Genomic DNA, 24,616 nt, shown 5'->3' with positions numbered 1-24,616 from the left:
TTCGGCCACCGCGCCCGTCATTCCAGAACCACGACACAAGCGAGGAGCCTGTTATGACCGCCTCACGCCCCGACCTGCCCCGGCATGACCTGCTGATCGACGGCAAGCGCCTGCCGCCCGGCACTGGCGAGTATTCCACCGACATCAATCCGGCCACTGAAGCGCCCATTGCGCTGGTGGCGCAAGGCAGCGCCGCCGACGTGGATACCGCGGTGAAGGCCGCCCGCACGGCGTTGAAAGGCTGGGCGGGCATGCGCGCGGCAGACCGCGCACGCATCCTGAACCGCTTTGCCGACCTGCTCGAAACCCATGCCGAGGAACTGGTGACGCTGGAAAGCCAGGACGCCGGCAAGCCGCTGGCCTCCGTACGCCGCCAGGACATGCCGGCCGTGATCGACACGGTGCGCTACTACGCGGGCTGGTGCGACAAGATCCACGGCAGCGTGATCCCGGCCCGCCCTGACGCGCTGACCTATACGGTGCGCGAACCCGTGGGCGTGGTAGCCGCCATCGTGCCGTGGAATTTCCCGCTGATGATCGGCATGTGGAAGATCGCCCCGGCGCTGGCCTGCGGCTGCACGCTGATCGTGAAGCCCGCCGAGATCACGCCGCTGACCGCGCTGCGGGTGGCCGAACTGGCCCTCGAAGCGGGCGTGCCGCCCGGCGTGTTCAACGTCGTGACCGGCAAGGGCAGCGTGGTGGGCAACGCCATGGTCGCGCACCCGGGCATCGACAAGGTGACCTTTACCGGATCGCCCGGCGTGGGCCGCGGCATCATGCAGGGCGCGGCGGCCAACTTCAAGCGCGTGACGCTGGAACTGGGCGGCAAGTCGGCCAACGTGATCTTTGCCGATGCCAACCTGGACGCCGCCACGCGCGCGGCCGCCTCGGGCATCTTCTTCAACGCGGGGCAGGTGTGCTCGGCCGGCTCTCGCATCCTGGCGCAGCGCCAGGTGTATGACGAGGTGGTGGAGCGGCTGTCCGCGCGCGCCCGCGCCATCCGCGTGGGCGACCCGGCTGCACCCGACACCACCATGGGGCCGGTGGTATCGGCCGCGCAGATGAAGACCGTGCTCGACTACGTCGCCATCGGCAGGCAGGAAGGCGCCAGCGCGGTAACGGGCGGCGTGCGCGTGGGCGAGCGCGGCTTCTTTGTCGAGCCCACCGTGTTTGCCAACGTGGCGCACGAGATGCGCATTTCGCAGGAGGAGATCTTCGGCCCGGTGGCCAGCGTGATCCCGTTCGACGATGAGGAAGACGCCGTGCGCATTGCCAACGGCACCGCGTTCAGCCTGGCCGCCGGCGTGTGGAGCGCGGACATTCAGCGCGTACACAAGGTGGCCGGCGAGCTGCGTGCCGGGACGGTCTGGATCAACACCTATGGGTACACCGACGTGCGCCTGCCGTGGGGCGGCGCGGGAGACTCCGGCCTGGGGCGCGAACATGGCGACGCCGCCATCGAGAACTTCACGGAACCGAAGGCGATCTGGTTGTCGCTGCGCTAGGCGTCAACGGACATGGCCGCCACGGCGGCCGGCGCAACGGCGCATGCCCCGCCAAGGCCTGGCGGGGTTTTCATTTGCGCGGCGGCGATCAGCCGATCATGCGCATCGGCAGCAGCGCATACACGAGCGTCAATGCGCCCACGATGGCTGGCGACACGTATTTCAGCGCAAGGCTCTGCGACTGCACGCCCAGATAGGCGTACATGCAGACAAGGATCATGGCGCAGGCAAAAACGAGCCCGTCATAGACTTGCATGGTTGGTGTCTCCCAGAGTTCGTTCTTCGACTACTTCTGTGATGACGGGCGTGCTTTCGGGGCGCCCGGGTACTGCCCACTGCAATCTATTTGCGCCGATGGTCGCGCCATCGATGGGGCGCGGCAATCATGGTAATCCCTTCGTTATTGGCGTTTGAACGATGCTGCAGCGCGGGATTGCGGGCGATACCGGTACCGCCTTGCCCGGCTGCGGAAGTCAAGGAGGAAAGTCCCGATGCCCGGACCCTGGCGCGGGATGCCGATCCCGGTGAGACAATGCTGCGCGGCATGGCAGGCGAGCCGCGTTGCCGCAGTGCCATGACCGCCAATACAAGAAAGGGAGACAACCATGCATCGACTTGCCGTGCTTGCCGCCGTCCCGGCCGCTTTCGTTGCCACGTTTGCCGCCGGGTTCCTGACGGCTCACGTGGACTTGCCGCTGGCCCACGCGCAGACGCCGCCGTCCGCGCTGACGCCGCAGATCATCAAGAACCTGGCTGCGATGAGCAACGACGACATCGGCCCGCAGGTGCCCAACATGGGCACGCTACGCAGCAAGGGGCTGGTGAACACGCCAAGCGGCACGATTGCCGTGCAGTCGGGCAATGTGCCCAAGCACTATCACACCAGCGCCGACGAGATCCAGTATGTGATTGCGGGCACCGGCACCTTCTGGCTTGGCAACGAACAGCACCAGGTGGGGCCCGGCGACCTCATCATCATTCCGAAAGGTGCGGCGCACGCAGGCTCGATCGCGACCAGCGGCGAGTTCCGGTCGCTGGCCATCAAGCTGCCACCGCAGGCCCCGAACGATACCCACCTGCTGCCCTGACAGCGGATCAGGTCCGGGCCCGGATCAACGGCGGGCCTCGCCCTGCCCTGCGGCGGCTTCGCCGGGCAGCAGCAGCACCACCAGCGCGGTACAGGCGGCGATGCAGGCCATCGCCAGAAACAGCGAGGCAAAGCTCGACGCCTTGACCACCGGGCCAAGCAGCCACACTGCCAGAGCGAGCTGATGCCGAACGACACGGCCAGCCGCATGCCGGCGACACGCGATCGCACGCTGTCATCGACGTAGCGCACGATCATCGCGTCGGTGAACGGGATGCTGCCGAAGATGCACACCATGGCGCCCAGCAGCGCCACGAACAGCCACCATCCCTGCGCATGGGCGGCAAGGACCAGCCAGGGGATCTGCGCCAGCACCAGGCCCAGGTACAGCCGCTTGAGCGGCACCGTGTCGATCAGCTTGCCGACGATCACCTGCGTGAACGACGCCAGCGCATAGATCACGGCCAGCAGCAGGCCGATCATGACCGGGTCGTCGATCCGCCCGTCGAACCGCTCGGTGAGGAACTGGGTGTTGCCATTGGTGGTGAAGTTGAACAGCAGGCTGCCGGTCACGGCGGCCGCCGTCATCACGACCAGCGCCCGGGCCAGCAGCCGGGGCGGCAAGACCACCTGCGGCGGCTTGCGGCTGCGGCCCGGCGCCGGCCCTTGCGGCGCGCAGAGCCACGCAAAGGCAAATCCGCAGATGATGGCGATGACGCCGGGCACGGCAAACGCCGCCCGCCAGCCCAATGCCTGGACCAGAAACCCCGTGAGCAGCGCGGCGCCGGCCACGCCAAGGTTGCCGGCGAGGCCGTTGAGCCCGATGGCCGAACCGGGCCGGCTCGCGCGCTGCACGAGCATCGGAATGCCCACCGGGTGATAGATCGACGCAAACAGGCCAATCAGGGCCAGCCCGCCCGCCAGTTGCCATGGGCCCTGCGCCAGCGCGGTCAGCAGCGCCGCCACGCCCAGCCCGAAGAAGAACACCAGCATCATCTGGCGGCGCCCCCACATGTCGCCCAGGCGGCCCGAAGGCACCGAGCCGAGCCCAAACAGGAAGAACGCGCCCACGCCGTAAGGCATCAGGTCTTCCCAGCGGGCGAACCCGAATTCCGAAGCGATGGTGCCCACCGCCGTGGCAAAGATCAGCAGGAACAGGTGGTCCAGCGCGTGGCCGACATTGAGCAGCAGGACCACACGCAGCGGGTGGTTATCGGTGGCCGCCTGGGCGGCCTGGGGTGCCTCGGTGGCGTTTTCAGCCGTCGGCGCTGGCGAAAGCTCGGTGTTCATTGGGTGTCTCCCCCGGGTTCGTTGTTGGTCTTCTGAACACCGTAGTCTGCCGGATGCCGAAGCCGCCGGCTTTCGCGATTCCTGCGCCGAACCTCGCGAAAGGGACACCTCGGGGACACCTCGGGGACACCTCGGGGACACCTCGGGGACCCCTCGCCCCGCGCCGCGTGGCGCTTACCGCTGCCCGAAATGCGCGCTGCGGAACAGGTGCTCCAGCCCGCGCGGCTGCGAGCGCCAGTACTGCTTCGGCGCATCGACCTGCGCGCCAAGCTTTGCCGCCGCATGCCACGGCCAGCGCGGGTCATACAGCATGGCGCGCGCAATCGAGATCATGTCGGCCTCGTTATTGGCGATGATCGCCTCGGCCTGCTCCGGTTCGGTGATCAGGCCCACGGCCAGCGTCGGCAGGCCCACTTCGGCCTTTACGCGCTGGGCATAGGGCACCTGGTAGCCCGGCCCCAGCTTGATGGCCTGCTGCGGCGACACGCCGCCGGTGCTCACATGCACGGCCGCGCAGCCGCGCGCCTTGAGCGCCTGCGACAACGCAATCGTGCCGTCGATATCCCAGCCGTTCGGCACCCAGTCGGTGGCCGACACACGCATCCACACCGGATGCTCGGCCGGAAACGCCTCGCGCACGGCGTCGAACACTTCCAGCGGAAACCGCATGCGGTTCTCCAGGCTGCCGCCGTATTCGTCGGTGCGGTGGTTGGCGATCGGCGACAGGAACTGGTGCAGCAGGTAGCCATGCGCACCGTGTACCTCGATGCCCTGCACGCCGATCCGTGCCGCACGTTTTGCCGCGGCCACGAAATCGTCGCGGATCTTCTGCATGCCGGCGCGGTCGAGCGCCGTGGGCGGCACCTCGTCCGCGGCATGGGGAACGGCCGACGGCGCCACGGTCTGCCAGCCGGTCGGGGCATCGGGACGAATCTGCGCGCCGCCATCCCACGGGGCCTGGCTGGACGCCTTGCGGCCCGCGTGGCCCAGCTGCACCGCCACGGCAATCGGCGAATAGCGGCGCACCGCATCGAGCACGCGGCCCAGCGCCGCTTCGTTGGCATCGCTGTAGAGGCCCAGGTCGGCCGGCGAGATCCGGCCTTCCGGCGACACCGCCGTGGCCTCCACGATCATCAGGCCCGCACCGGACAGCGCCAGGCTGCCCAGGTGGATCATGTGCCAGTCGGTGGCCGAGCCCGCTTCCGCCGAGTACTGGCACATGGGCGCAATGGCGATGCGGTTGGCGAGCGCAAGATTGCCGATCTGGTACGGATCGAAGAGATGAGGCATGGGGAGTTTCCTTGGATTCCAGGGGGCTCCCTGCGCGGGAGCGGGCAACGTCCGGGGATTGTAGACGCCGCCCGCAAACCTTGCTGACCCCGCCTCCATCGTGGATTTTCCCGCCTTGTCAGCCCGGGTTCACGAGGCCTCGACGATGTCGTCGAGCTTCCACTGCTTGTCGAACCACGGCTGCAGCGGGCCGTAGAGCCGGAAGATCGTGAACCAGCTCTTGCCCGGAATGGTCTGGATCCAGTTGGCCTGCTTGCCGGCTGGCGGCTGCGGACCGAAGTACAGGTCGGCGGAGCCGTCGGCATTCTTGACCAGCGACTTCTCGCTGGACAGGCTCGGGAACTGCTGGTCCGTCTGCAGCATCGAGCGGGTCTGCGTGTCGTACACCACCACCGACCAGAAGTCCTTGACCGGCACGTTGGGCGGCACGTGCAGCCGATAGGTCTTGGCCCCATCCAGCGGGGTGCCGGCGGCGTCGAGGTTCGATGCCGCGTACTGCGAGCCGATGCCCGGCATCGCCACGGCCATCGCCGGCGTGTCGATCGTGGCGGCGTAGAAGAACAGCGTGCGCGCGTCGAAATTGCGGGCGCCGTTGTCCAGCCATTCATAGCTGCCGCCGATGAACGGCGTGGTCCAGCGGCGGTCCGGGAAGATCAGCGTACGCGGGTCACGATTGCGGAAGTCGATGGCACGGGCCGTTGCGTTGCCCACCGCCACACTGTCGGTCAGGATCTGCTTCATGCGTGCATCGGGCGCGAACGGCTTGCCCTTCTGCATGCCGATGGCCGTGAAGATGCCGGTCATGTCGGGGCCGTACGCGCCGGCCGGCTCTTCCTGGATGATCTGGTTGACCTCTTCATAGAACCGGAAGTTGTTGGCATGGACCGTGTTCATGACCTTGCCCGACAGGTTGATGAACTTCGTCTCCGGCGGGCGCGCCGCGTCAGCCAGCCGGTAGACCGTGAGCCCGGCCTTCAGGCTGGCCACGCCGGGACGCGGGTCGCCATGCTGCATGAACGCCCGGCCGAACAGCAGGTTGCCGTACGTTGGACTTTTGACGATGTAGTAGCCGCTGGCCGGCAGCTGGCCCGTGTAGCCGGGCGGCACGAACAGGTACTTGCCGCCCTTGCCCTTGTCCGGCCCCGCGTTGCCCATGTCCGTGACATAGCGGAACCAGAAATCGTCGACCACGCCGAGGATGTTCGGCGGGGTTTCCACCACCACCGGGCCGTCCTTGAGATCCATCCAGTTCCAGAAGTAGATGGTCTCGCTGTTTGGCGTCAGGTAGATCGACTTCGAATCCATCAGCTGCTCGTACACGCCCACGGTGCTGTCCACCGCGCCCACGCTGCGCAAGCCGGTGCGGATGGCCACCATCGGCGCCCCGGGCACGCCATTCAGGAACGCCTCGACCCCGCGCGCGAAATCGATGTTGTCGAAGACCTTCTGGGCCGTCGCGGCCGTCGGCACACCGTCGAAAAACTCCAGCCTGCCAATGCGGGTATCGACCGACGCCGGCGTGGTGATCTCCGGCGGGATCGGCGTGGTCATCTTGTAGGAAGACGGTGCCTGCGACGCACAACCGGCAAGCCCGGCGGCAAGCAGCGCAAGGCTGCCCAGCCTGATGGCAACGGAATTCGGCATGAAAACGGCTCCTCGAGGGTTCGGATACGCGCCGAACATAGCGCAGCCGCCTCAAGCCGTCGATTCAAAGTCTTCGCAGCCGATCTAAAAGATTTCGATGCGAAATCGCCTGTTCAGAACTTCGGAATCCGCAGCGTCTTGCTGATCATCAGCGAGCCGCTCAGCACGAACAGCAGCGACATCGGGTGGAACGTGCCCGGGCCGATGGCCATCGCGCCCGCAGGCAGGGCATCGCCGATCAGCCCATGCGAGGCGCACCAGGCCAGGATGCCGGTGAGTACCACGCTGGTGGGAATGGGCGTGCCTTCGAAGTATTTGACCTTGCCCAGGGCCGAGCCTTCGGCCAGGGTCTCGGCCGTGACGTTGAAGCGGGCCAGGCGGCTGACGCCGCAGCAGACGAAGTAGATCAGCGCCGCCAGGTCCCAGCCGCCGCGCATGCCGGCGGCGAAAGCCAGGGTGGCCGGGCCGACGCCGAACGAGATGATGTCCGACAGAGAATCCAGCTCACGGCCCAGCGCCGAATGGGCGTGGCGCCAGCGGGCGATGCGGCCGTCCAGCACATCGAAGATAAACGCGGCCGGCGCCAGCGCCGCCGCGATATAGAAATGCCTGAGCGACGGCTCGGCAACGAAATACATCGCGTAGAACACCGAGCCCATGCCGCATGCCGCATTGGCCAGCGTGAAGAAATCCGCCAGCTGCAGGTCGCGCAGCATCGAAAAATGCCGGGGGCGCTGCTGAGGGGTCGACATGCGGCGGGCTCCTTTGGCGCATCGGCGCCTGCGTCACGTGCGTGGGCGGTCAGTCGCGATCGGGGCCGCTCAGAGCACCGTGTTGACGTGATGGACGGCCGGCGGCGCGGCAAAGCAGTCGCTGACCAGGGTGCGCCATTGCTGGAATTCGTCCGACTCGCGGAAATGGACCATATGGTCTTCCACGGTGTCCCAGGCCACCACCAGCGCGTACTGCGACGGCTGTTCGATCGACCGCTGCAGATTCAGGCCATGGCAGCCCCTGGACCGCAGGAACAGCGGCTTGGCCTTGGCCACGTTGGCCTCGAACTGCGCTTCCATGCCGGGCTTGATCGTGATCTGTGCAATTTCGTGAATCATGATGGGTCTCTAGGGCGGTTGATATCGGTGGCTGTCTGACAGCACCGCGTGGCAGGGCGGCCGCACGCCAGGCGCGCGGCATCGCGTGTCTACCTTAGCAGATTTGAGCCGCCCGGCTTACTTGACCGTGCGGCGCGCCAGGCTTTGCACCAGGTAGACCACCACCAGCGCGTTGGCCACCGCCAGCCCCACATGGATCCACGTGGGATGCCGCACGGCCTCGTACACTTCCACCGGAATGTAGATCCCGCCGGACCAGACGCCAAGCCAGTTACCCCAGGCACGCCCAAACCACAGTCCGTAGGCCTCGGCGAAGCGCATCAGCGCGTACACCGCGGCCGATCCGCCGATGGCCCACAGCCGGCCGTCGCTGGGATGCGACAGCAGTGCCAGGAAGACCTTCGGATAGTGGCTGGCCGGATTCAGGTGGAAGCGGCCGACAATGGCTTCGGCCAGCGCCTGGGCGTCGGCGTGCAGCAACGCCACCAGGCCCAGCCCGGCCAGGATCACCAGGGCGCCCTTGGCGGCTTCGAACAGGGCAATGCTCTTGAGGCCAATTCCTTGGCTGACGTGCGCCATGACGGGTCGTGAAAATCAGCGAAGTCGCCATTGTGCAACATCAACGTGCCTGACGCTCCACCATCGGCCCGTTGGCATCGATGCCGCCGCCGGCTTCGAGCGGCCCGTTCACCGTCAGCGGGCCGTCGACATAGAGATCGCCGTGCACCACCATCGATCCCTGCACGGTCAACGGCCCATGAAAGACCTTGAGCAGCGACCGCTCCATCGGCGGCGGATACCCGCGGCCGGGCGTCGCGAACCACGCAGCGGTCAGCGGGCCGTTGGCGTAGACATGGCCGTCCACGCTCAGGGTGCCGTTCACCGTGGCCGGCCCTTTCACCCGTGCCGAGCCGCCGACGGCGATGGAGCCGGTGACGGTCTGCGCGCCACAGACGACGGGCAGCAAGGTGCCGAGCAGGACAATCGCGACGGCCATCCGGCGAAGGAATCGCATATCGGCCCTCCCTAAAACAGAACTGGCGCGATCTTTCCAGTGTAGTGACCTGGAAACATCGCGCCAGCAATGTTTGTGACCGATTGTGATGCCCACCCTCTCCCGCTTGCGAGAGAGGGTGGGCACCACGGCGGCAGGCGAACCTGCCTCAGTTCTTCGCCACCGCCTCCGGCAACGGGCCCCAGCCGCCGCCCAGGCTGCGCACCAGCGCCACCGTCGCCGCCGCGCGCAGGCCGGCCACCGCGTTGGCATCGCGCTGCGATTGCAGCACGGTGCGGTCCGCGTCGATCACCGTCAGGTAATCGACGGCGCCCGCGTCGTAGCGGCTGCGCGAAATGCGCTGGGCACGCCGGGCGCCAGCCAGTGCGCCATCGAGCGCCGTGGCCTGCTGGCTGAGCCAGCGCACATCGGCCAGGCTGTCTTCGACCTCGCGGAAGGCCACCAGCACGGTCTGCTGGTAGCGCGCCACGCTTTCCTCGTGGGCGGCGCGGGCGCCGGCCAGGTTCGAGCTGTTGCGGCCACCGTCAAAGATGGTTTGCGCCACCGTCGTGCCCACCAGCGGCCCGAGCATCCATGTCCGCGACGACCACTTGAACAGGTTCGACAGGTCCGAAGACTCGAAGCCGAACAGCGCCGTCAGCGAAATGCGCGGGAAGAACGCGGCCTTTGCAATGCCGATCCGCGCATTGGCGGCCGCCATCTGGCGCTCCGCCGCAGCGATGTCGGGCCGGCGCTCCAGCAGTTCCGACGGCAGCCCCGCCGGCACCGCCACCGGCGCCGTGTCGAACGGCCTGGCGGCCAGCCCGAACTGCGACGGGGCCACGCCGGTCAGCACCGCCAACGCATGCTCCTGATTGGCACGGCGACGCTCGATGCTGGCCAGGTCGGCACGCGCCGTGCCCAGTTCCGATTCGGCGCGGGCCGGGTCCAGGTCGGTCGTCTCGCCCGCCTCGTAACGTTTGCGCAGCAGCGACAGCGAATCCTCTCGCAACTTGATCGTCGCGTTCAGCAGCTCACGGTCGCTGTCGAGCGTACGCAGGGCAAAGTAAGCCTGCGCCACATCGGCCTGCAACGCGAGCTGCACCGAGCGGTACAGGTCCTCTGCGCCCTTCTCTTCGGCGCGGGCAGCGTTCACGCTGCTGGCCACGCGACCGAACAGGTCGAGCTCGTAGTTGGCGAACAGTCGCGCCTTGTACACGGTCTGCGGCGACACGCGGGTGCCATCGGGCAGGCCCTGCGACGCGGCCGACGGCTGCGTACGCGTCGGGTCGAAGCCCGCGCTCAGCTGCGGATACATGTCCGCCTCGGTGGCGCCCGTGAACGCCCGCGCCTGCTTCAGGCGGGCTGCGGCTGCGGCCAGGTCCTGGTTATGCGCGTTGGCGGCGTCGATCAGCCGGTCCAGTTCGGCGTCGCCGAACACGCGCCACCAGTCGCCGCGCTGCTGGCCTTCGGCCGGCGTGGCGGTCTTCCACTGCGCGCCTTCGGTGGCGGCTGCATCGGCCTCCTTGAAGGTGGCGGCGGTTGGCGTCTCGGGCACCTTGTAGGTCGGTGCCAGCGAGCAGCCCGCCAGCACCAGCGCGGCGGCCAGGGCACCAAGCCTGGGCAGGTACTGCTTCATCACGATGTTGTTCATGTCTTTCACCATCACTCTGCGGACGGCACGGCGTGCGAAGCCGGCACATCCGTCGCAACCGCTTCACGACGCTGCTTGCGGGTGGCCAGCAGGCGCAGTGCCACGTAGAACACCGGCGTCAGGAACAGGCCGAAGAACGTCACGCCCAGCATCCCCGCGAACACCGCCACGCCCATGGCATGGCGCATTTCCGCACCGGCGCCAGTCGAGACCACCAGCGGCACCACGCCCATGATGAACGCGAACGACGTCATCAGGATCGGGCGCAGACGCAGGCGGCTGGCTTCGATCGCGGCCTGCACCACGGTGCGGCCCTGGTGTTCCAGTTCCCGGGCAAACTCAACGATCAGGATCGCGTTCTTCGCGGACAGCCCCACCAGCACGATGAAACCGATCTGCGTGAAGATGTTGTTGTCGCCACGCGTCAGCCAGACACCGGTCATGGCGGCCAGCAGGCTCATCGGCACGATCAGGATCACCGCCAGCGGCAGCGTCAGGCTTTCGTACTGGGCGGCCAGCACCAGGAACACCAGCAGCACGCACAGCGGGAAGATCCACACCCCGGCGTTACCGGCCAGGATGTCCTGGTACGTCAGCTCGGTCCACTCGAAGCCGATGCCCTTGGGCAGCGTTTCGGCGGCAATGCGCTCGGCGGCGGCCTGGGCCTGGCCCGACGAGAAGCCCGGGGCCGGACCACCGTTCATGTCGGCGGCGGTAAAGCCGTTGTAGCGCGTGACGCTATCCGGACCGAAGCCCTGCTTGACCTTCACCAGCGACGACAGCGGCACCATTTCGCCGGAACTGCTGCGCGCCTTGAGCTGCAGGATGTCCTCGGCATGCTGGCGGAACTGCGCATCGGCCTGCACCTTGACCTGATACGTACGACCGAACTTGTTGAAGTCGTTCACGTACGACGAGCCAAGATAGGTCTGCAGCGTCTCGAACACGTCGGTCACCGGCACGCCTAGCTGCTTGGCCTTGGTACGGTCAAGCTGCACGTCCAGCTGCGGCACGTTCACCTGGTAGTTGCTGAAGATGCCAGCCAGTTCCGGGGTCGCGCGCGCCTTGGTCATGAACGCGTTGGTGGCGCTGAACAATTCGTCGTAACCCAGCGCGGCACGGTCCTCGATCATCATCTTGAACCCGCCGATCGTGCCCAGGCCCTGTACCGGCGGCGGCGGGAACACGGCGATGAACGCGTCCTGGATCGACCCGTACTGCTTGTTCAGGTCGGCGGCAATCGCATTGCCGGACAGCTCCTTGCTCTTGCGCTTGTCGAACGGGTCGAGCGTGACGAACACGATGCCGGCGCTCGGGCTGTTGGTGAAGCCGTTGATCGACAGGCCCGGGAAGGCCACGGCCGATTCCACGCCCGGATGCTTGAGCGCGATATCCGACATGCGGCGGATCACGTCCTCGGTACGGTCCAGCGTGGCGCCGTCAGGCAGCTTTGCGAAGCTCACCAGGTACTGCTTGTCCTGCGCCGGCACGAAGCCCTTCGGCACCATCTGGAACACGCCCCAGGTGGCCACCAGCATCACGGCGTAGACGCCGAACACCGAACCCTTGCGGCGGATCACGCCCTTCACGCCGCGGCCATAGTTGTCCGAGCTGCGACCGAAGAAGCGGTTGAAGCGGGCGAAGAAGCCACCGAAGACTCGGTCCATGCCACGCGTCAGCCAGTCCTTGGGCGCGTCGTGGCCCTTGAGCAGCAGTGCTGACAGGGCCGGGGACAGCGTCAGCGAGTTGAACGCCGAGATGATCGTCGAGATCGAGATCGTCAGCGCGAACTGCTTGTAGAACTGGCCGGTCAGGCCCGTCATGAACGCCAGCGGCACGAACACGGCGATCAGCGTCAGGGCGATGGCGATGATCGGGCCGGACACTTCGCGCATGGCCTTGTAGGTGGCTTCCTTCGGCGACAGCCCTTCCTCGATGTTCCGCTCGACGTTTTCCACCACCACGATCGCATCGTCCACCACGATACCGATCGCCAGCACCAGGCCGAACAGGCTCAGCGCGTTGATCGAGAAGCCGAACGCATGCATCAGGCCGAACGTACCGACGATGGACACCGGCACCGCCAGCAGCGGGATGATCGATGCGCGCCACGTCTGCAGGAACAGGATCACCACCAGCACCACCAGCGCGATGGCCTCGAACAGCGTGTGGACCACGGCCTCGATCGAATGGCGCACGAACTGCGTCGGGTCATAGACGATGCTGTAGTCCACGCCTTCCGGCATGTTGGCCTTCAGCTCGGCCATGGTCTTGCGCACGTCGTTCGAGATCTGGATCGCGTTGGAGCCCGGCGACTGGAAGATCGGCAGCGCCACGGCGGACTTGTTGTCCAGCAGCGAGCGCAGCGCGTATTCCGACGCACCCAGTTCGATGCGCGCGATGTCCTTCAGGTACGTCACCACGCCGTCGGGCGAAGTCTTGACGATGATGTCGCCAAACTCCTCCACGGTCTGCAGACGGCCCTGGGCGTTCACCGACAGCTGCAGGTCGGTGCCCGGCAGCGACGGCGACTGGCCGATCACGCCGGCCGCCACCTGCACGTTCTGCTCGCGGATGGCGCGCACCACGTCGGACGCGGCCAGGCCGCGCTCGGCGATCTTCTCGGGGTTCACCCAGACACGCATCGAGTAGTCGCCCGAGCCGAACATCTGCACCTGACCCACGCCCTGGATCCGCGCCAGGCGGTCCTTCACGTTGATCAGCGCATAGTTGCGCAGGTACGTCATGTCGTAGCGGTCGTTCGGCGACACCAGGTGGACCACCATGGTCAGGTCAGGCGAGCTCTTGACCGTGGTGATGCCCAGCCGGCGCACGTCCTCGGGCAGGCGCGGCTCGGCCTGCGAGACACGGTTCTGCACCAGCTGCTGGGCCTTGTCCGGGTCGGTGCCCAGCTTGAAGGTCACCGTCAGCGTCAGGTTGCCGTCGCTGTTGGCCTGCGAGTTCATGTAGAGCATGTCCTCGACGCCGTTGATCTGTTCCTCCAGCGGCGTGGCCACGGTCTCGGCGATCACCTTCGGGTTGGCGCCCGGGAACTGCGCGCGCACCACCACCGAGGGCGGTACCACTTCCGGGTACTCCGAGATCGGTAACTTGAACATCGAGATGGCGCCGATCAGGAAGATCAGCACCGACAGCACGCCCGCGAAAATGGGGCGATCGATAAAGAATTTCGAGAGATTCATCTTGGTCTCGGCGAAAGCAGTCCCCCTGGCCGTCCGCTCGTCGAGCGGACGCCATGTACTGCTGCAGGGGGAATTTCAGTTCGGTGTGGCTTCGGGCGGGCGCTCAGCTCACCTTGGCCTTGCCGGCCTTGCCCTCTTCCGCGGCCTGCTTGCGGTCGGGGGTGGTGCCGCGCGGCTCAAGCTCGCTGCGATAGGCCATGGCCACGGCCTTCGGTGCCACGGTGTCGCCAGGGCGCACGCGCATCAGGCCGTTCACGACGATGTTCTCGCCCGGTTGCAGCCCCTTGCGGATCACGCGCAGCCCTTCGTACGTCGGTCCAAGCTCGACTTCGCGATACACGAGCTTGTTGGCCTTGTCGACCACGAGCACGAACTTCTTGCCCTGGTCGGTACCGATGGCGCGATCGTTGACCAGCACGGCCGGATGCGGCGAGCCGCCGCCGAGCTTGACCTTGGCGTACAGGCCCGGCAGCAGACGGCCATCCTCGTTGTCGAACACGGCGCGCACGCGGATGGTGCCGCTACGCGTATCGAGCCGGTTGTCGATCGAATGGATCTTGCCCTTGTGCGGATTGCCGTCCTCGTTGGCCAGGCCCAGGAACACCGGCAGGTCGTTCTTGCCGCCGCTGGCGCCCGGCGCCGTGTAGCGCAGGTAGCTCTGCTCGTCGACATCGAAGCTGGCATACACCGGCGAGACCGACACGACCGAAGTCAGCGGCGGCGACGCGGCGCCCGCGGCCACCAGGTTGCCCACGGTGATTTCCGCCCGCGACACCTTGCCCGAGACCGGTGCAACGATGCGCGTGTAGCTCAGGTTCAGCTTCGCCACTTCCAGCGCCGCCTGCGCGCCGCGCACGTCCGCCGACATCTCGCTGGCGGCGTTGATGCGCTCGTCGAACTCGCGGCGCGAGATCGCGTTGTCGTCCAGCAGGCGCTGCGCACGGGCCTTCTCGGTCTGCGCATGCGATGCACGAACCTGCGCAGCGGCCAGCGCCGCTTCGGCGCGTGCCACTTCGGCGGCGTACGGGCGCGGATCGATCGTGAACAGGGGGTCGCCCTTCTTCACGATGGAGCCTTCCCGGAAATGCACCGTTTCGATGGTGCCGGAAACACGCGGACGGATTTCCACGCGGTCCACGGCTTCGATGCGGCCCGAGAACTCATCCCATTCGGTGATGGTCTGGCCCACCGCGGCCGACACTTCCACGGCCGGCGCCGGGGGCGGCGTATTGGCCTGTGCTTCCCCGCCGTGCCAGGGTTGCAGTACCGAGGTTGCCACGCCCGCCCCAAGAATTGCCACGATGGCAAAGGCGATCAGCGTGCGTCGAGACTTGTCATTCATCTTTCTTCACTCCGTGTTTTCGTCGGGTTTCTTCAACTGGAAAAGCAAAAAATCAGGCCGAACGCTGCCCGCCCGCCCAGGGGGCCGGAAAAACGGGAACAACAAGGGGTCCTCCGTCCCGGATCGGACAGAAGCAAGCCACTACAGGGGTGCCAGCCTCAAAGGGCGCTGGCGGGAGAATCCGGCACCGTCACAGCATTCACGGCGCCGGCCGGCGTTCGGACCGGATTACGAGGCGTCGTCGGCCTTGGCGAAACTTTCGCGCAGGAACCGCGCACCTTCTTTGACCCATGCCTGACACATCTCATGGGACTGTTCCACCCCGTCGCCACAGGCGCCGGGCATGATCAGGGCCCTGGCCGGGATGCCGGCCTTGGACAATTTGGCGGCGAAGGCCTCGCCTTCCGCGCGCAGGGCGTCTTTTTCCGCCACCTGCACCAGCGTGGGCGGCAGTCCCGCCAGCCGCGAGGCCAGCGCCGGGGCCGCATACGGGTGCACGCTGGCGGCCGGCGTGGGCAGGTAGTCGCGATAGTTGCACGCCAGCTTGCGCAGCATTTCCATCGGCACCTGCCCGCCGGACGACGCGTGCTGCAGGCACGGATCGGTCACCGGCCGGATCAGCCACTGGCCCGCCGGCTGTGGCAGGCCACGGTCACGCAGCATCTGCGCCGTGGCGATGGCCAGGTTGCCACCGGCTTCCTCGCCCACCAGCGCAAAGCGCAGCTTGTCGACCTTGAGCTTGCGGGCCTGCTTGAGCACCCACGACACCGTGTTCACGGCGTCCTCGGGCGCTGCCGGGAACGGATTTTCAGGCGCCAGCGAGTAATCCGGCGTCACCACCACGGCCGGGACCGACTCCGCCAGATCCCGCACCAGTTCCTTCGCGGCTTCGACACCGCCGTCGACAAAGCCGCCGGCATGCAGGTAGAGCATCCACGGCAACAATGGCGCACCGGCGCTCACAGGCCAATAACCTGCGGGGTAACCCACGCAGACCTTCATTTCGCGCTCGCCGCTGGCCACCACGTGCTGGATCACGATTGCCTCGCCCTGTTCTGCGGCCGGTTGTACGGCGGAACTACGGGGAGTCGTGGTCTTGGTCATGGTTGGCACGGCGGCCGGCAAAGACCGTCGATTACTGTATTGCGATGCAGCGAATTATGGTGATTGACAACGATGGGATAAAGCGACCTATTGCCAATGCACTGTTTCTGCGTTGGAATAATCATCGAAGTGAACCCACACGGCTTGAAATGGATACCTGAAATGTGATTCACTCCGGTCCTTCGGCATCTGCGCACTTGGGGAAACAGCGCAAACGCCGGCGCCCCACCCTCCACCCGTCCCCGCTCCGGCCGCCACTGGCGGACCGCCGGCAGCAAATCCAGGCCGCGCACTTGACATGCAGCGGACCCATACCGCCAGACATCCTTCGGAACGTAGCCCGGTCTTACTCCTTTCGAAAGCAACATCATGGATCGTCTTGTCTCAATGCAGGCATTCACTCGGGTGGTGGATGTCGGCAGCTTTGCGCGCGCGGCGGAGTCGCTGGACCTGCCCAAGGCCACCCTCACCCGCCTGATACAAAACCTGGAAACCCACCTTGGCGTCAAGCTGCTGCACCGGACCACGCGCCGGATCAGCGTGACCACCGATGGCGCTGCCTACTACGAACGCTGCGTGCGCATCCTGGCGGATGTGGAGGAAGCGGAGCAGTCGCTGACGCGCCACAACAACTCGCCGCGAGGCACGCTGGCCGTGGATACCACCAGCGGGCTCGCGCAGCTGGTGTTGATGCCTCAACTGCACGACTTCTTCAATGCCTATCCCGAACTGAAGCTGGAACTGACCATCAACGGCAAGCCCATCGACCTGCTCAAGGAAGGCGTGGATGTGGTGCTGCGCGTGGGTGCGCTCGACGAGGCCATGGTGGCACGGCGCATCGGACAGGTGAAGCTGGCGTTCTATGCGTCGCCGATCTACCTGCGGCGTTTTGGCACACCGCACGACCTGACCGAGCTGTCGCAGCACAAGGCCATCAACTTCCTGTCCAACCGTACTGGACGCGAAACGCCGTGGACGCTGATCCGTGGCGGCGAGAGCACCGAAGTGCTGCTGCCCTCGGTGATCTCGACCAACGATGCCGACGTGTACCTGGGCTGCGCGGTGGAAGGCCATGGCATTGCACGCATCTCGCGCGCCATGGCCGAGCCGTATATCCAGAGCGGCCGGCTCGTCGAGGTCATGACCGACTGGCAGACCGACGAACTGCCGATCTCTGCGATGTATCCGCAGAACCGGCACCTGTCGGCCAAGGTCCGCGTGTTCGTGAACTGGGCGGCGGAGATCTTCTCGCGGCATCCGCACTTCGGCGCCGCGCCGCAGCAGCTGGCGGCCTGATGTCCTGCCCCTCTCCCGCGTACGTCCCGCGCGCGGGAGAGGCATCCCCCTAACCTCAGTGCTTCCCGATCTCCTGCAGCATCCGCGTCATCAGGTACAGGCGCGGCACGATCGAATCCAGCTCCACGTATTCGTCGCGTGCGTGATAGCCGAAGCCTGACAGGCCGAAGCTTTCCAGCACCACCGCCTTGCCCGAACGCCCTGCAAAGCCCGCATCGGTGCCGCCTCCGGTGCCCGGCATCAGGATCAGCGACCGGCCGTCCATCTCCGCATAGATCTGCTGGGCCCGCGCGGCCAGTTCCTTCGAGCGCGCATCGGCCACGAAGGCCGGGCGCCCTTCTTCCATCGCAATCGTGGTCTTCGTGTCGGGAATCAGATGGCCCGCATCGACCTTCTGCTGCAACGCCGCCTGCAGCTTCTGCGCGGCGCCGCCGGCGGTCACGCGCACATCGCCCACGGCGGTGGCTGTCTCCGGAATCTGGTTCAGCGGGCCGGTGGTCCTGGCCTGCGTCCAGTTCATCTGCGCGCCCGGTATCGTCTTGGCCAGGTCGCGCGTTTCCTGCATCTGGTAGGCCAGTTCCAGCAGCGCGTTGCGGCCCAGTTCGGGCGCCGCGCCGGCATGCGATGACCGGCCCTTGACCTGCATCGTCGCCGTGGCGGTGCCGGCGGCGGCCAGCAGCAGCGATTCCGATTTCGCCACCGACTTCGCCACGTTGGGCTCGCACGACAGCACCACGTCGTGCTGCGCGGCCAGCGTGGCAATGGTCTCGCCCGAGCCCAGCGAGCCGATTTCCTCGTCCGGGTTCAGCAGCACCGTGATCTGCGCGTAGTCCTTCCAGCCCTGCGCCTTGAGGATTTCCAGCGAATGCAGGATCACGGCCAGGCCGCCCTTGTCGTCGGCGATGCCGGGGCCATAGAGCCGGTTGCCGTCCTCGCGGATCGGCTGCGACGCCAGGATGCCTGCCGGATACACCGTGTCCATATGGCCGATCAGCATGATGCGGCGCTTGCCGGTGCCGGTCAGCGTGGCCTTGACCATCGGCGCGGCGCTGGTGGTCATGGGCAGCCGCTCCACCTTCGCGCCCAGCGCCTGCAGCCTCTGCGACGTGTAGTCGGCCATGCGCGTCAGCCCCTGCATGTCGGCGCTGCCCGATTCGATCGTCACCATGTCCTTGAGCGACTGCACCACGGCGGGCTGCGCGGCGCGCGCGGCATCGAGCAGCGCCTGGTCGGGTCCGGCGGCCAGCGCGGCACCGCAGGCCATTGCGGCGGCCAGGGCGATGGCGGTGGCACCAGCCGTGGCGCGGGCAAGGCGGCGAAGGGAAAGCGGCATGCGGGTCTCCTGTTCTCTGTTGTCGTTGGAGCTCCAATGTATCGCTTGCGCTATCCGGAGGGGAGGTTCAATATCGCCAATCCCGATGCCAATCCCGCCATGCGCCCCACGCCCCCGCCCGCCGCGCCCCTGCATGTCAAGCTGCTCTGGTTGCCCGATGCCATGCCTGGCACGCTGTTCGGCGCGCTCGATGTCCTGCGTACCGCCGCGGGCGTGGCGCGGTTGCAGCAGCCGGGCGCGCCGGCCCGGTTGACGTGGGAGATCATCGGCGCCAGCGGACGCGCCCTGCCCGACCCGCTGCCCGGCCTGTCCACATCGCGCCGGGGCGCTCCGCGCCAGGCCCAGGTGCTGATCGTGGTGCCGGGACTGATGGCGGCCAGCGCGCCCCATCTCGGCGAACTGGCCGCCGCCGATACCGCCACGCAACGCCTGCTGGCCCGGCATATGGATGCCGGGGGCTGGGTGGCGTCGATCTACACCGGGATGGCTTATCCACTGTTGCTGGGGCAGCTCGATGGCGCGCGCTGCGGCGCGCCGTGGATGTTCCAGAGCTGGTTCGCGCAACGCTTTCCCGCGTGCGACCTGTCATCGGATGAACCGATGGGACTGCACGGGCAGGTCTTCCATTGCGTGGCGCCGGCCCTGCAGACCGAATTCATGCTGCGCGTGCTGGGCCATCTGCACGATCCCGACCTGGCGCAGGCAGTGGCGCGCCTGCTGCTCTACCAGCCCGAACGCCAGCAGTGGGCACCCGAGCTGGTTTCGCAGCGTTGGCTTGGCAAGACGGCCGATAGCCCGGTCTATCGCGCCATCGGCTGGCTGCAGGCGCATGTTGGCGAGCCTTACCGGCTGGCGGCCGTGGCGCGCGCCGCAGCCGTCAGCGAACGGACGCTGCTACGCCATTTCCGCCAGGTGACCGGGCGCACCCCATTGGATTACCTGCACCGCCTGCGCGTGGAGCGCGCACGCATGCTGCTGGAAGTCACGCTGCACGGCACGCAGGCGATTGCCGAGGCCTGCGGCTACAGCGATGCCGCCGCCTTCCGGCGCCTGTTCCAGCGAACCATGCAGATGTCGATGTCGGAATACCGCTCGCGCTTTGCGTTGCGCACGCGGCGCCGCTACTGGCGCGTGGAAGACCAGGCAGCGCGCGTCGATGCCGGCATCGTCGACTAGATGTCAGCTACTCAGGGCGATATGGTTGATGACGTCCTCCACGCCTTGCACGTACCATGCATCGCGCTCCACCTGCTTGCGCGCGCCGTCGCTGGACGCGTAGCCGTCGAGCGTCACGACCCGGCCCTCGGTACGCACGCGGATGCGCGCGGCATCCACGAACGGGTCGGTTTCCAGCACCAGTTGCAACGCCTCGCTCAGTTCCTCGTCGCTGTCGGCCTCGGCCGGCGCCACCACGATGTCGTTGATCACGTTGCGGCAGCCGCGCGACCACCACGCCAGCACGCCGGCCAGGCGCATGTGCGACAGGCTGATCACCTGGCCGCTCAGCATGACCGCGCCGTCATGGACCGCCACCTCCATCCAGCCGCTGCGCTCGCCCACGGCTTCGCGCACCGGCTCGACTTGCCCCTTCACCTTCGCGCAGATCTTGCAGTTACGGAAGTCGATCGCATTGAGCAGCCGATCGCAAACGGCCGCGCGCAGATCGCCATCGCCCACTATCGGGCCGGCATGGGCGATGCGCAGGTGATCGATCACGGTGGAAACGCCGTCCAGACGGCGCAGCCGGGCCGTGGCGCGCGTCTTGTCCATGACGTCGGCCACTTCGCCTTCCAGAATCAGGGCTCCGTCGGAAAGTCGCAGGTGAATGGTGGGATGGATCTGGTGGCCCTGATATGGCACATGCGCCAACGCGGCTCGCGCCTGCGTCAGCACCGCTTCGCTACTCAGCATGATATGTGTCTCCCCATTTGACGTGGAGATGGGTGGGAAGCGCGCCCCTGCCTGCAAGCACGCGTGGCGCGGTGCGGCCGTTTTGCCCACGTGGTGCCGCGCCACACAGGCATTATAGGAAGCGCCCCGGCAAAGTCGCCGTCCGTGGGGCCGCCCCTGCGCCGGTGTTTCAAACGTCCGTTGCCCGCCCGTAGCGGCATTGGCGTCACATGCCGCATCGCCCGGCGTCACGGTGGGCGTTTGAGCCGGCTGGCGGCAATCCCGGACAAGTGCGCAGCCCGACACCGTCCAGCCGTTCAGCCGGACGGCGTCCGCGGCGCTTCAGTCCGGCGCAAAGTCCGGCACAAAGACCGGCATAACGTCCGGAGGCACGAACGCGCCGCCGATGATCGCGTATTGACGGCCCGCGCCGCGGTGCCGACCATAGGCGGCAGAACCGCGCCCCCGGAGCCCCCATGTGCGTCAACTATGCCCCCGTCCAGAAACGCATCCTGCGCGAGATCTTTGGCGTCGAGCCCCCGCCGGGCCTGTATCCCGAGGAGACATGGCCCGACTATGCCGCGCCCATCGTGCGCCAGAATACGGGCGACGCGGCCTGGGAAAGCGTGCTGGCATCGTTCAGCATGGTGCCCAAGGCGACCATCCCGCCCGGCACGCGCTACTACCCCACCGCCAATGCGCGTGTGGAGACCATCGGGAAGCTGTCGTCCTTCGCCAGGTTCTGGAAGTCCTGCCAGCTGGCGCTGGTGCCGGCCGCGGCGTTCTACGAGCCGAACTACGAAAGCGGCAAGGCGGTGCGGTGGAAGATCGGCTTGCCGGGCGGCGAGCCGTTTGCGATTGCCGGGCTCTGGCGGGCATGGCCCGGTGGCGCCGTGTCGTTCACGATGCCGACGGTCAATGCCGACCAGCATCCGCTGATGCAGCGGTTTCACAAACCCGGAGACGAGAAGCGCGGCGTGGTGATCCTGCCACGCGAAGACTGGGACGAATGGCTGAACTGCCGCGATCCCGAGGTGGCCAGAACGCTGCTGCGCCTGCTGCCAGCCGAGAAACTGGTGGCGGAGCCGGCCCCGTTGCCGCCGCGCGGGACGACAAAGGGGCCGCCGCCACCTTCGGACTAGCCGTTCCGGCTACGCTCAGAACGCGGCGCGGGCCTGGATGTAGACCATGCGCGGCGCGCCCACCAGGCGGCCGGCATTGCTGTCGGTGGTACGCGTATAGAACCGCTTGTCGAACAGGTTGTTGATGCCGACCGTGATGTCGGTGTTCTTGCGCTGCGGCAGCTTGAACATGGCCTGGATATTCCACGTACGGAAGCCCGGGATCAGGCCGTTGCTGCCGTCCGCGCTCTCGGCCACGGTGTTGGCCAGATCCGCGTATTGCTTGCTCTGGTGCGTGGTGGAGACGTTGAACGTCCAGCTGCGCCAGTCGTAGCGTGCGCCGATCGTGTCCGTGGTGCGTGAGTAGAACGGCACGTCCAGGCCGGCCGTGGTGCCCGATTTCTGGATCGCGCGCGTGTACGTGTAGTTGGCGTACAGGTTCAGGCCGCCCAGCACGCTGGCACGGTCGAACGTGTAGTCGATGGCCGCTTCCACGCCGTCGTGATCGGTCGCACCGATGTTCTGGAACGTGGCCGGGAACAGGCCCGGCACCTGCAGGATCTGGTTGTCGAACTTGATCTTGAACGCGGTCAGCTCGCCCTTGATGCGGCTGTCCGTCCAGCGGGTACCCACTTCGAACGTCTTGGCCACTTCAGGCTGCAGCGGATTGTTCGGCGTCTGCGAATTGAGCTGCGTGTTCTGCACCGGGCCGAACGACGTGCTGTAGTCGGCAAACACCGTCCAGGCGCTGTTCACCAGGTACGACACGTTGACCGACGGCAGCGCCTTGTTGTTCAGGCTTTCCCACTGCGTCGCGGTGTTGCGCTGCTGGCGGGACGTGTCGATATGCTCGAAGCGCACGCCCGGCACGATGCGCCAGTTGCCGTAGGCGATGCGGTCGTCGATGTAGACGGCGTGGGCGTCGGTGGCATTGTCGAACGTGGTGGTCGGACCGTTCACGCCGGTCTGGCGGTTCGTGCTGAACTGGTTGTCGTCACCGCGTTCGCGGATGTAGCGGTAGCCGACCGTCACGTCATGCGTGGTCGGGCCCACGCCGAAACGCTGCGTGAAGCGCGGCTCGATGCCGAACGTCGTGTAGTTGCGCGGCTGGTGCGCGATCACGGTGGCGCTCTGCTGCAGCGTGCTCTGGCGGTAGCTTTCGTTGAAGAACGTGCGGATCTCGAATTCCTGGTTCGCGGAAATCGTGTTCACGTAGCCCAGGTCGAAACCGTAGCGGTTGCCGCTCCAGTAGTCGTCGGGGCGCGTGTTCTGGAACGGATTGGCGTTGTACTGCGCCACGCTCAGCCCGCCCGGCGTCTTCGACTTGACGTCGTAGTACGACAACTTGCCGTAGACCTGCGACGTCGGCGTGATGTCGTAGGCGAACTTCACGGCCAGGTCGTTGACGTTGTCGTCGCTGCCCTGGCGCCATTCGCGCCCCGTCATGCCCGAGTAGAGCAGCGCGATGCCCAGGCCGCTGTCGAGCGTGGTGCCCACGAACGCGTTGTACTGGGTGTTCTTGCCGCCACCTTCGGTGTAGAGGTTCTCGCGTACCGACGCCTCGCCGCTGAACACGCCCGGAATCGGCCTGGTGTTGAAATTGATGATGCCGCCCACGTTCTGCGGGCCGTAGCGCACGGCGCCGCCGCTGCGCACCACGTCGATCGATTCGATGTTGCCCAGGCTGACCGGGGCAAACGACAACTGGGGCTGGCCGTACGGCGCCACGGCCATCGGGATGCCGTCGAGCAGCACCGTGGAGCGCGGCGTGTAGCGACCGGACAGGCCCCGTACGCCGATGTTGAGCGACACGGCGCTGCCGGCCGTGCCGGAGTTGTCGGTCGCCTGCACGCCGGGGATGCGGCGCATGACGTCGCCAATGCTCTGTGCGCCGCTTTGTTCGATCTGCTGCTCGCTGACCACCGTGCGCGCGCCCGGGAAGGTCTTCACGCTGTTCTGCAGCCCCGTGCCGAGCCAGTTTCCGGAAACCTGCACCGTTTCGAGCATCTTTTCCGTCTCACCGCCCTGCACCGGTCCCGGGGCGTCCTGGGCGGCCGCCCATTGCGGCGTCAGGCACAGCATCGAGACAGCCAGCGCCGTGGCGCACGGGGCAAAGTGGGGCGCGGCGAATGGCAGTCCGCGACGGCTCGAATTCATGGTCTTCCCTTGTAACAAGACACTGACAAAGGCCACGAATGTAAGTGATAACGGTTCTCGTTTGTAGTCCCACGGGGAAAAGACGCGCTTAATGTATGCCGATCACGACAATGTGTTGCCCATAGACGACATTTGTCGAACTCCACACGAGTTGAGCCCTCAAGACATCGCTGTCGCATCACCGATCCTGGAACGGCACACCCCGCGTTTGGGTGATGCCAGCGCCCCACCGATAGAGGGTGGGCGCCATATCGGCCCGCACCCATACTGACCGGCCACCGGCCAGAAGAGCCGGACCAACCTGGGTCAGAACATGCACGCAGTCTCGTTTGTCGGATACGCGCTCGCGTTTCTGGCGGTGATCATCATCGCCGCCCGCTGGATCTATCGAAATCACCCGGCCCTGCGGGACACCGATCCGCCGCCCCCCGCACGCCGCGACGATGGCGCCGGCGCGCCGCGCGGCGGCCCGTCGCGCGACTGATCCGCGCACGCGCCGGGAACTGCCGCGCCCTGTCGTTGCCTGAACCTCTTGCGCCCGCGCCACGCGGCGTGCACGCTCGCGCCTGTGAGCCACAAGAACAAAGGGAACAA

20 protein-coding genes and 1 pseudogene are annotated in these 24,616 nt (G+C 66.7%); 6 read left to right on the top strand and 15 right to left on the bottom strand.

From position 1 onward, the window contains the following. Positions 1-53 precede the first annotated feature (53 nt). Positions 54-1,505, top strand: coding sequence for an aldehyde dehydrogenase family protein (locus AC3G88_RS25790; protein WP_488773682.1), 1,452 nt, complete (start codon positions 54-56; stop codon positions 1,503-1,505). Between the two features lie 88 nt (positions 1,506-1,593). Here AC3G88_RS25790 and AC3G88_RS25785 read toward each other — a convergent pair whose 3' ends face one another. Then, positions 1,594-1,761, bottom strand: a complete 168-nt coding sequence (locus tag AC3G88_RS25785) for a hypothetical protein (protein WP_194946553.1) — start codon at positions 1,759-1,761, stop codon at positions 1,594-1,596. A 349-nt stretch (positions 1,762-2,110) separates the two neighbouring features. Here AC3G88_RS25785 and AC3G88_RS25780 point away from each other — a divergent pair, with 349 nt between their 5' ends. After that, on the top strand, positions 2,111-2,593 hold the full coding sequence (locus tag AC3G88_RS25780; protein WP_488773683.1) for a cupin domain-containing protein: 483 nt from the start codon (positions 2,111-2,113) through the stop codon (positions 2,591-2,593). A gap of 245 nt (positions 2,594-2,838) precedes the next feature. Here AC3G88_RS25780 and AC3G88_RS25775 read toward each other — a convergent pair. From AC3G88_RS25775 to AC3G88_RS25725, 11 genes and pseudogenes are all read right to left on the bottom strand, one after another. Beyond that, a pseudogene (locus AC3G88_RS25775) lies at positions 2,839-3,882 on the bottom strand (MFS transporter); the annotation flags it as partial. 174 nt (positions 3,883-4,056) lie between these two features. Further along, complete coding sequence (locus AC3G88_RS25770; RefSeq protein ID WP_488773684.1) at positions 4,057-5,172, bottom strand: NADH:flavin oxidoreductase/NADH oxidase; 1,116 nt, start codon at positions 5,170-5,172, stop codon at positions 4,057-4,059. A 129-nt stretch (positions 5,173-5,301) separates the two neighbouring features. Beyond that, complete coding sequence (locus tag AC3G88_RS25765; RefSeq protein WP_488894102.1) at positions 5,302-6,816, bottom strand: DUF1254 domain-containing protein; 1,515 nt, start codon at positions 6,814-6,816, stop codon at positions 5,302-5,304. Positions 6,817-6,929: 113 nt separating this feature from the next. Next, positions 6,930-7,568: a CDP-alcohol phosphatidyltransferase family protein gene (locus tag AC3G88_RS25760; protein WP_400396852.1), complete on the bottom strand. Its 639-nt coding sequence runs from the start codon at positions 7,566-7,568 to the stop codon at positions 6,930-6,932. A 69-nt stretch (positions 7,569-7,637) separates the two neighbouring features. Then, positions 7,638-7,928 carry an antibiotic biosynthesis monooxygenase family protein gene (locus AC3G88_RS25755; RefSeq protein WP_488773686.1) on the bottom strand — a complete coding sequence of 97 codons (291 nt, stop codon included), beginning with the start codon at positions 7,926-7,928 and terminating at the stop codon, positions 7,638-7,640. A 117-nt stretch (positions 7,929-8,045) separates the two neighbouring features. Then, complete coding sequence (locus AC3G88_RS25750) at positions 8,046-8,507, bottom strand: DUF2127 domain-containing protein (protein ID WP_488773687.1); 462 nt, start codon at positions 8,505-8,507, stop codon at positions 8,046-8,048. 40 nt (positions 8,508-8,547) lie between these two features. Then, on the bottom strand, positions 8,548-8,943 hold the full coding sequence (locus AC3G88_RS25745; RefSeq protein ID WP_488773688.1) for a hypothetical protein: 396 nt from the start codon (positions 8,941-8,943) through the stop codon (positions 8,548-8,550). 148 nt (positions 8,944-9,091) lie between these two features. Beyond that, positions 9,092-10,576 carry an efflux transporter outer membrane subunit gene (locus AC3G88_RS25740; RefSeq protein WP_153948801.1) on the bottom strand — a complete coding sequence of 495 codons (1,485 nt, stop codon included), beginning with the start codon at positions 10,574-10,576 and terminating at the stop codon, positions 9,092-9,094. An 11-nt stretch (positions 10,577-10,587) separates the two neighbouring features. Further along, positions 10,588-13,779, bottom strand: a complete 3,192-nt coding sequence (locus AC3G88_RS25735) for an efflux RND transporter permease subunit (RefSeq protein ID WP_400393540.1) — start codon at positions 13,777-13,779, stop codon at positions 10,588-10,590. 103 nt (positions 13,780-13,882) lie between these two features. Continuing rightward, positions 13,883-15,121 carry an efflux RND transporter periplasmic adaptor subunit gene (locus AC3G88_RS25730; protein WP_400393539.1) on the bottom strand — a complete coding sequence of 413 codons (1,239 nt, stop codon included), beginning with the start codon at positions 15,119-15,121 and terminating at the stop codon, positions 13,883-13,885. A gap of 228 nt (positions 15,122-15,349) precedes the next feature. Continuing rightward, the gene (locus AC3G88_RS25725) at positions 15,350-16,225 is read right to left on the bottom strand and encodes an alpha/beta hydrolase (RefSeq protein WP_153948798.1); all 876 of its coding nucleotides are present in this window, start codon (positions 16,223-16,225) and stop codon (positions 15,350-15,352) included. A 369-nt stretch (positions 16,226-16,594) separates the two neighbouring features. Here AC3G88_RS25725 and AC3G88_RS25720 point away from each other — a divergent pair, with 369 nt between their 5' ends. Further along, on the top strand, positions 16,595-17,521 hold the full coding sequence (locus tag AC3G88_RS25720; RefSeq protein WP_400393538.1) for a LysR family transcriptional regulator: 927 nt from the start codon (positions 16,595-16,597) through the stop codon (positions 17,519-17,521). A 55-nt stretch (positions 17,522-17,576) separates the two neighbouring features. Here the strand turns inward: AC3G88_RS25720 and AC3G88_RS25715 are convergent, their stop codons facing one another. After that, entirely contained in the window at positions 17,577-18,854 is a 1,278-nt protein-coding gene (locus AC3G88_RS25715) for a M20/M25/M40 family metallo-hydrolase (protein WP_488773690.1), read from the bottom strand. 99 nt (positions 18,855-18,953) lie between these two features. Here AC3G88_RS25715 and AC3G88_RS25710 point away from each other — a divergent pair, with 99 nt between their 5' ends. Beyond that, positions 18,954-20,030: a GlxA family transcriptional regulator gene (locus AC3G88_RS25710; protein WP_488773746.1), complete on the top strand. Its 1,077-nt coding sequence runs from the start codon at positions 18,954-18,956 to the stop codon at positions 20,028-20,030. 3 nt (positions 20,031-20,033) lie between these two features. Here the strand turns inward: AC3G88_RS25710 and AC3G88_RS25705 are convergent, their stop codons facing one another. Continuing rightward, positions 20,034-20,765: a BON domain-containing protein gene (locus tag AC3G88_RS25705; RefSeq protein ID WP_400397156.1), complete on the bottom strand. Its 732-nt coding sequence runs from the start codon at positions 20,763-20,765 to the stop codon at positions 20,034-20,036. Positions 20,766-21,220: 455 nt separating this feature from the next. On the opposite strand from AC3G88_RS25705, the gene AC3G88_RS25700 reads away from it, so the two are divergent. Next, positions 21,221-21,886: an SOS response-associated peptidase gene (locus AC3G88_RS25700; protein WP_488773691.1), complete on the top strand. Its 666-nt coding sequence runs from the start codon at positions 21,221-21,223 to the stop codon at positions 21,884-21,886. A gap of 15 nt (positions 21,887-21,901) precedes the next feature. Here AC3G88_RS25700 and AC3G88_RS25695 read toward each other — a convergent pair whose 3' ends face one another. Continuing rightward, complete coding sequence (locus tag AC3G88_RS25695) at positions 21,902-24,022, bottom strand: TonB-dependent receptor family protein (RefSeq protein WP_488773692.1); 2,121 nt, start codon at positions 24,020-24,022, stop codon at positions 21,902-21,904. A gap of 313 nt (positions 24,023-24,335) precedes the next feature. On the opposite strand from AC3G88_RS25695, the gene AC3G88_RS25690 reads away from it, so the two are divergent. Beyond that, entirely contained in the window at positions 24,336-24,506 is a 171-nt protein-coding gene (locus tag AC3G88_RS25690) for a hypothetical protein (protein ID WP_488773693.1), read from the top strand. The last annotated feature ends 110 nt before the right edge of the window (positions 24,507-24,616 follow it).

It is taken from the genome of Cupriavidus sp. 86D6, assembly GCF_057815095.1.
The sequence above is the reverse complement of the archived record's forward strand: the minus strand, read 5'-3'. Positions and strand labels throughout refer to the sequence as shown.

Excerpts from the sequence above, each read along its gene's own strand:
- AC3G88_RS25780 (WP_488773683.1), top strand. The coding sequence starts at position 2,111 with ATGCATCGACTTGCCGTGCTTGCCGCCGTCCCGGCCGCTTTCGTTGCC.
- AC3G88_RS25725 (WP_153948798.1), bottom strand. The coding sequence starts at position 16,225 with ATGACCAAGACCACGACTCCCCGTAGTTCCGCCGTACAACCGGCCGCA.
- AC3G88_RS25785 (WP_194946553.1), bottom strand. The coding sequence starts at position 1,761 with ATGCAAGTCTATGACGGGCTCGTTTTTGCCTGCGCCATGATCCTTGTC.
- AC3G88_RS25695 (WP_488773692.1), bottom strand. The coding sequence starts at position 24,022 with ATGAATTCGAGCCGTCGCGGACTGCCATTCGCCGCGCCCCACTTTGCC.
- AC3G88_RS25715 (WP_488773690.1), bottom strand. The coding sequence starts at position 18,854 with ATGCCGCTTTCCCTTCGCCGCCTTGCCCGCGCCACGGCTGGTGCCACC.
- AC3G88_RS25770 (WP_488773684.1), bottom strand. The coding sequence starts at position 5,172 with ATGCCTCATCTCTTCGATCCGTACCAGATCGGCAATCTTGCGCTCGCC.
- AC3G88_RS25690 (WP_488773693.1), top strand. The coding sequence starts at position 24,336 with ATGCACGCAGTCTCGTTTGTCGGATACGCGCTCGCGTTTCTGGCGGTG.
- AC3G88_RS25705 (WP_400397156.1), bottom strand. The coding sequence starts at position 20,765 with ATGCTGAGTAGCGAAGCGGTGCTGACGCAGGCGCGAGCCGCGTTGGCG.
- AC3G88_RS25755 (WP_488773686.1), bottom strand. The coding sequence starts at position 7,928 with ATGATTCACGAAATTGCACAGATCACGATCAAGCCCGGCATGGAAGCG.
- AC3G88_RS25730 (WP_400393539.1), bottom strand. The coding sequence starts at position 15,121 with ATGAATGACAAGTCTCGACGCACGCTGATCGCCTTTGCCATCGTGGCA.
- AC3G88_RS25740 (WP_153948801.1), bottom strand. The coding sequence starts at position 10,576 with ATGAACAACATCGTGATGAAGCAGTACCTGCCCAGGCTTGGTGCCCTG.
- AC3G88_RS25720 (WP_400393538.1), top strand. The coding sequence starts at position 16,595 with ATGGATCGTCTTGTCTCAATGCAGGCATTCACTCGGGTGGTGGATGTC.
- AC3G88_RS25765 (WP_488894102.1), bottom strand. The coding sequence starts at position 6,816 with ATGCCGAATTCCGTTGCCATCAGGCTGGGCAGCCTTGCGCTGCTTGCC.
- AC3G88_RS25735 (WP_400393540.1), bottom strand. The coding sequence starts at position 13,779 with ATGAATCTCTCGAAATTCTTTATCGATCGCCCCATTTTCGCGGGCGTG.
- AC3G88_RS25790 (WP_488773682.1), top strand. The coding sequence starts at position 54 with ATGACCGCCTCACGCCCCGACCTGCCCCGGCATGACCTGCTGATCGAC.
- AC3G88_RS25710 (WP_488773746.1), top strand. The coding sequence starts at position 18,954 with ATGCGCCCCACGCCCCCGCCCGCCGCGCCCCTGCATGTCAAGCTGCTC.
- AC3G88_RS25700 (WP_488773691.1), top strand. The coding sequence starts at position 21,221 with ATGTGCGTCAACTATGCCCCCGTCCAGAAACGCATCCTGCGCGAGATC.
- AC3G88_RS25745 (WP_488773688.1), bottom strand. The coding sequence starts at position 8,943 with ATGCGATTCCTTCGCCGGATGGCCGTCGCGATTGTCCTGCTCGGCACC.
- AC3G88_RS25750 (WP_488773687.1), bottom strand. The coding sequence starts at position 8,507 with ATGGCGCACGTCAGCCAAGGAATTGGCCTCAAGAGCATTGCCCTGTTC.
- AC3G88_RS25760 (WP_400396852.1), bottom strand. The coding sequence starts at position 7,568 with ATGTCGACCCCTCAGCAGCGCCCCCGGCATTTTTCGATGCTGCGCGAC.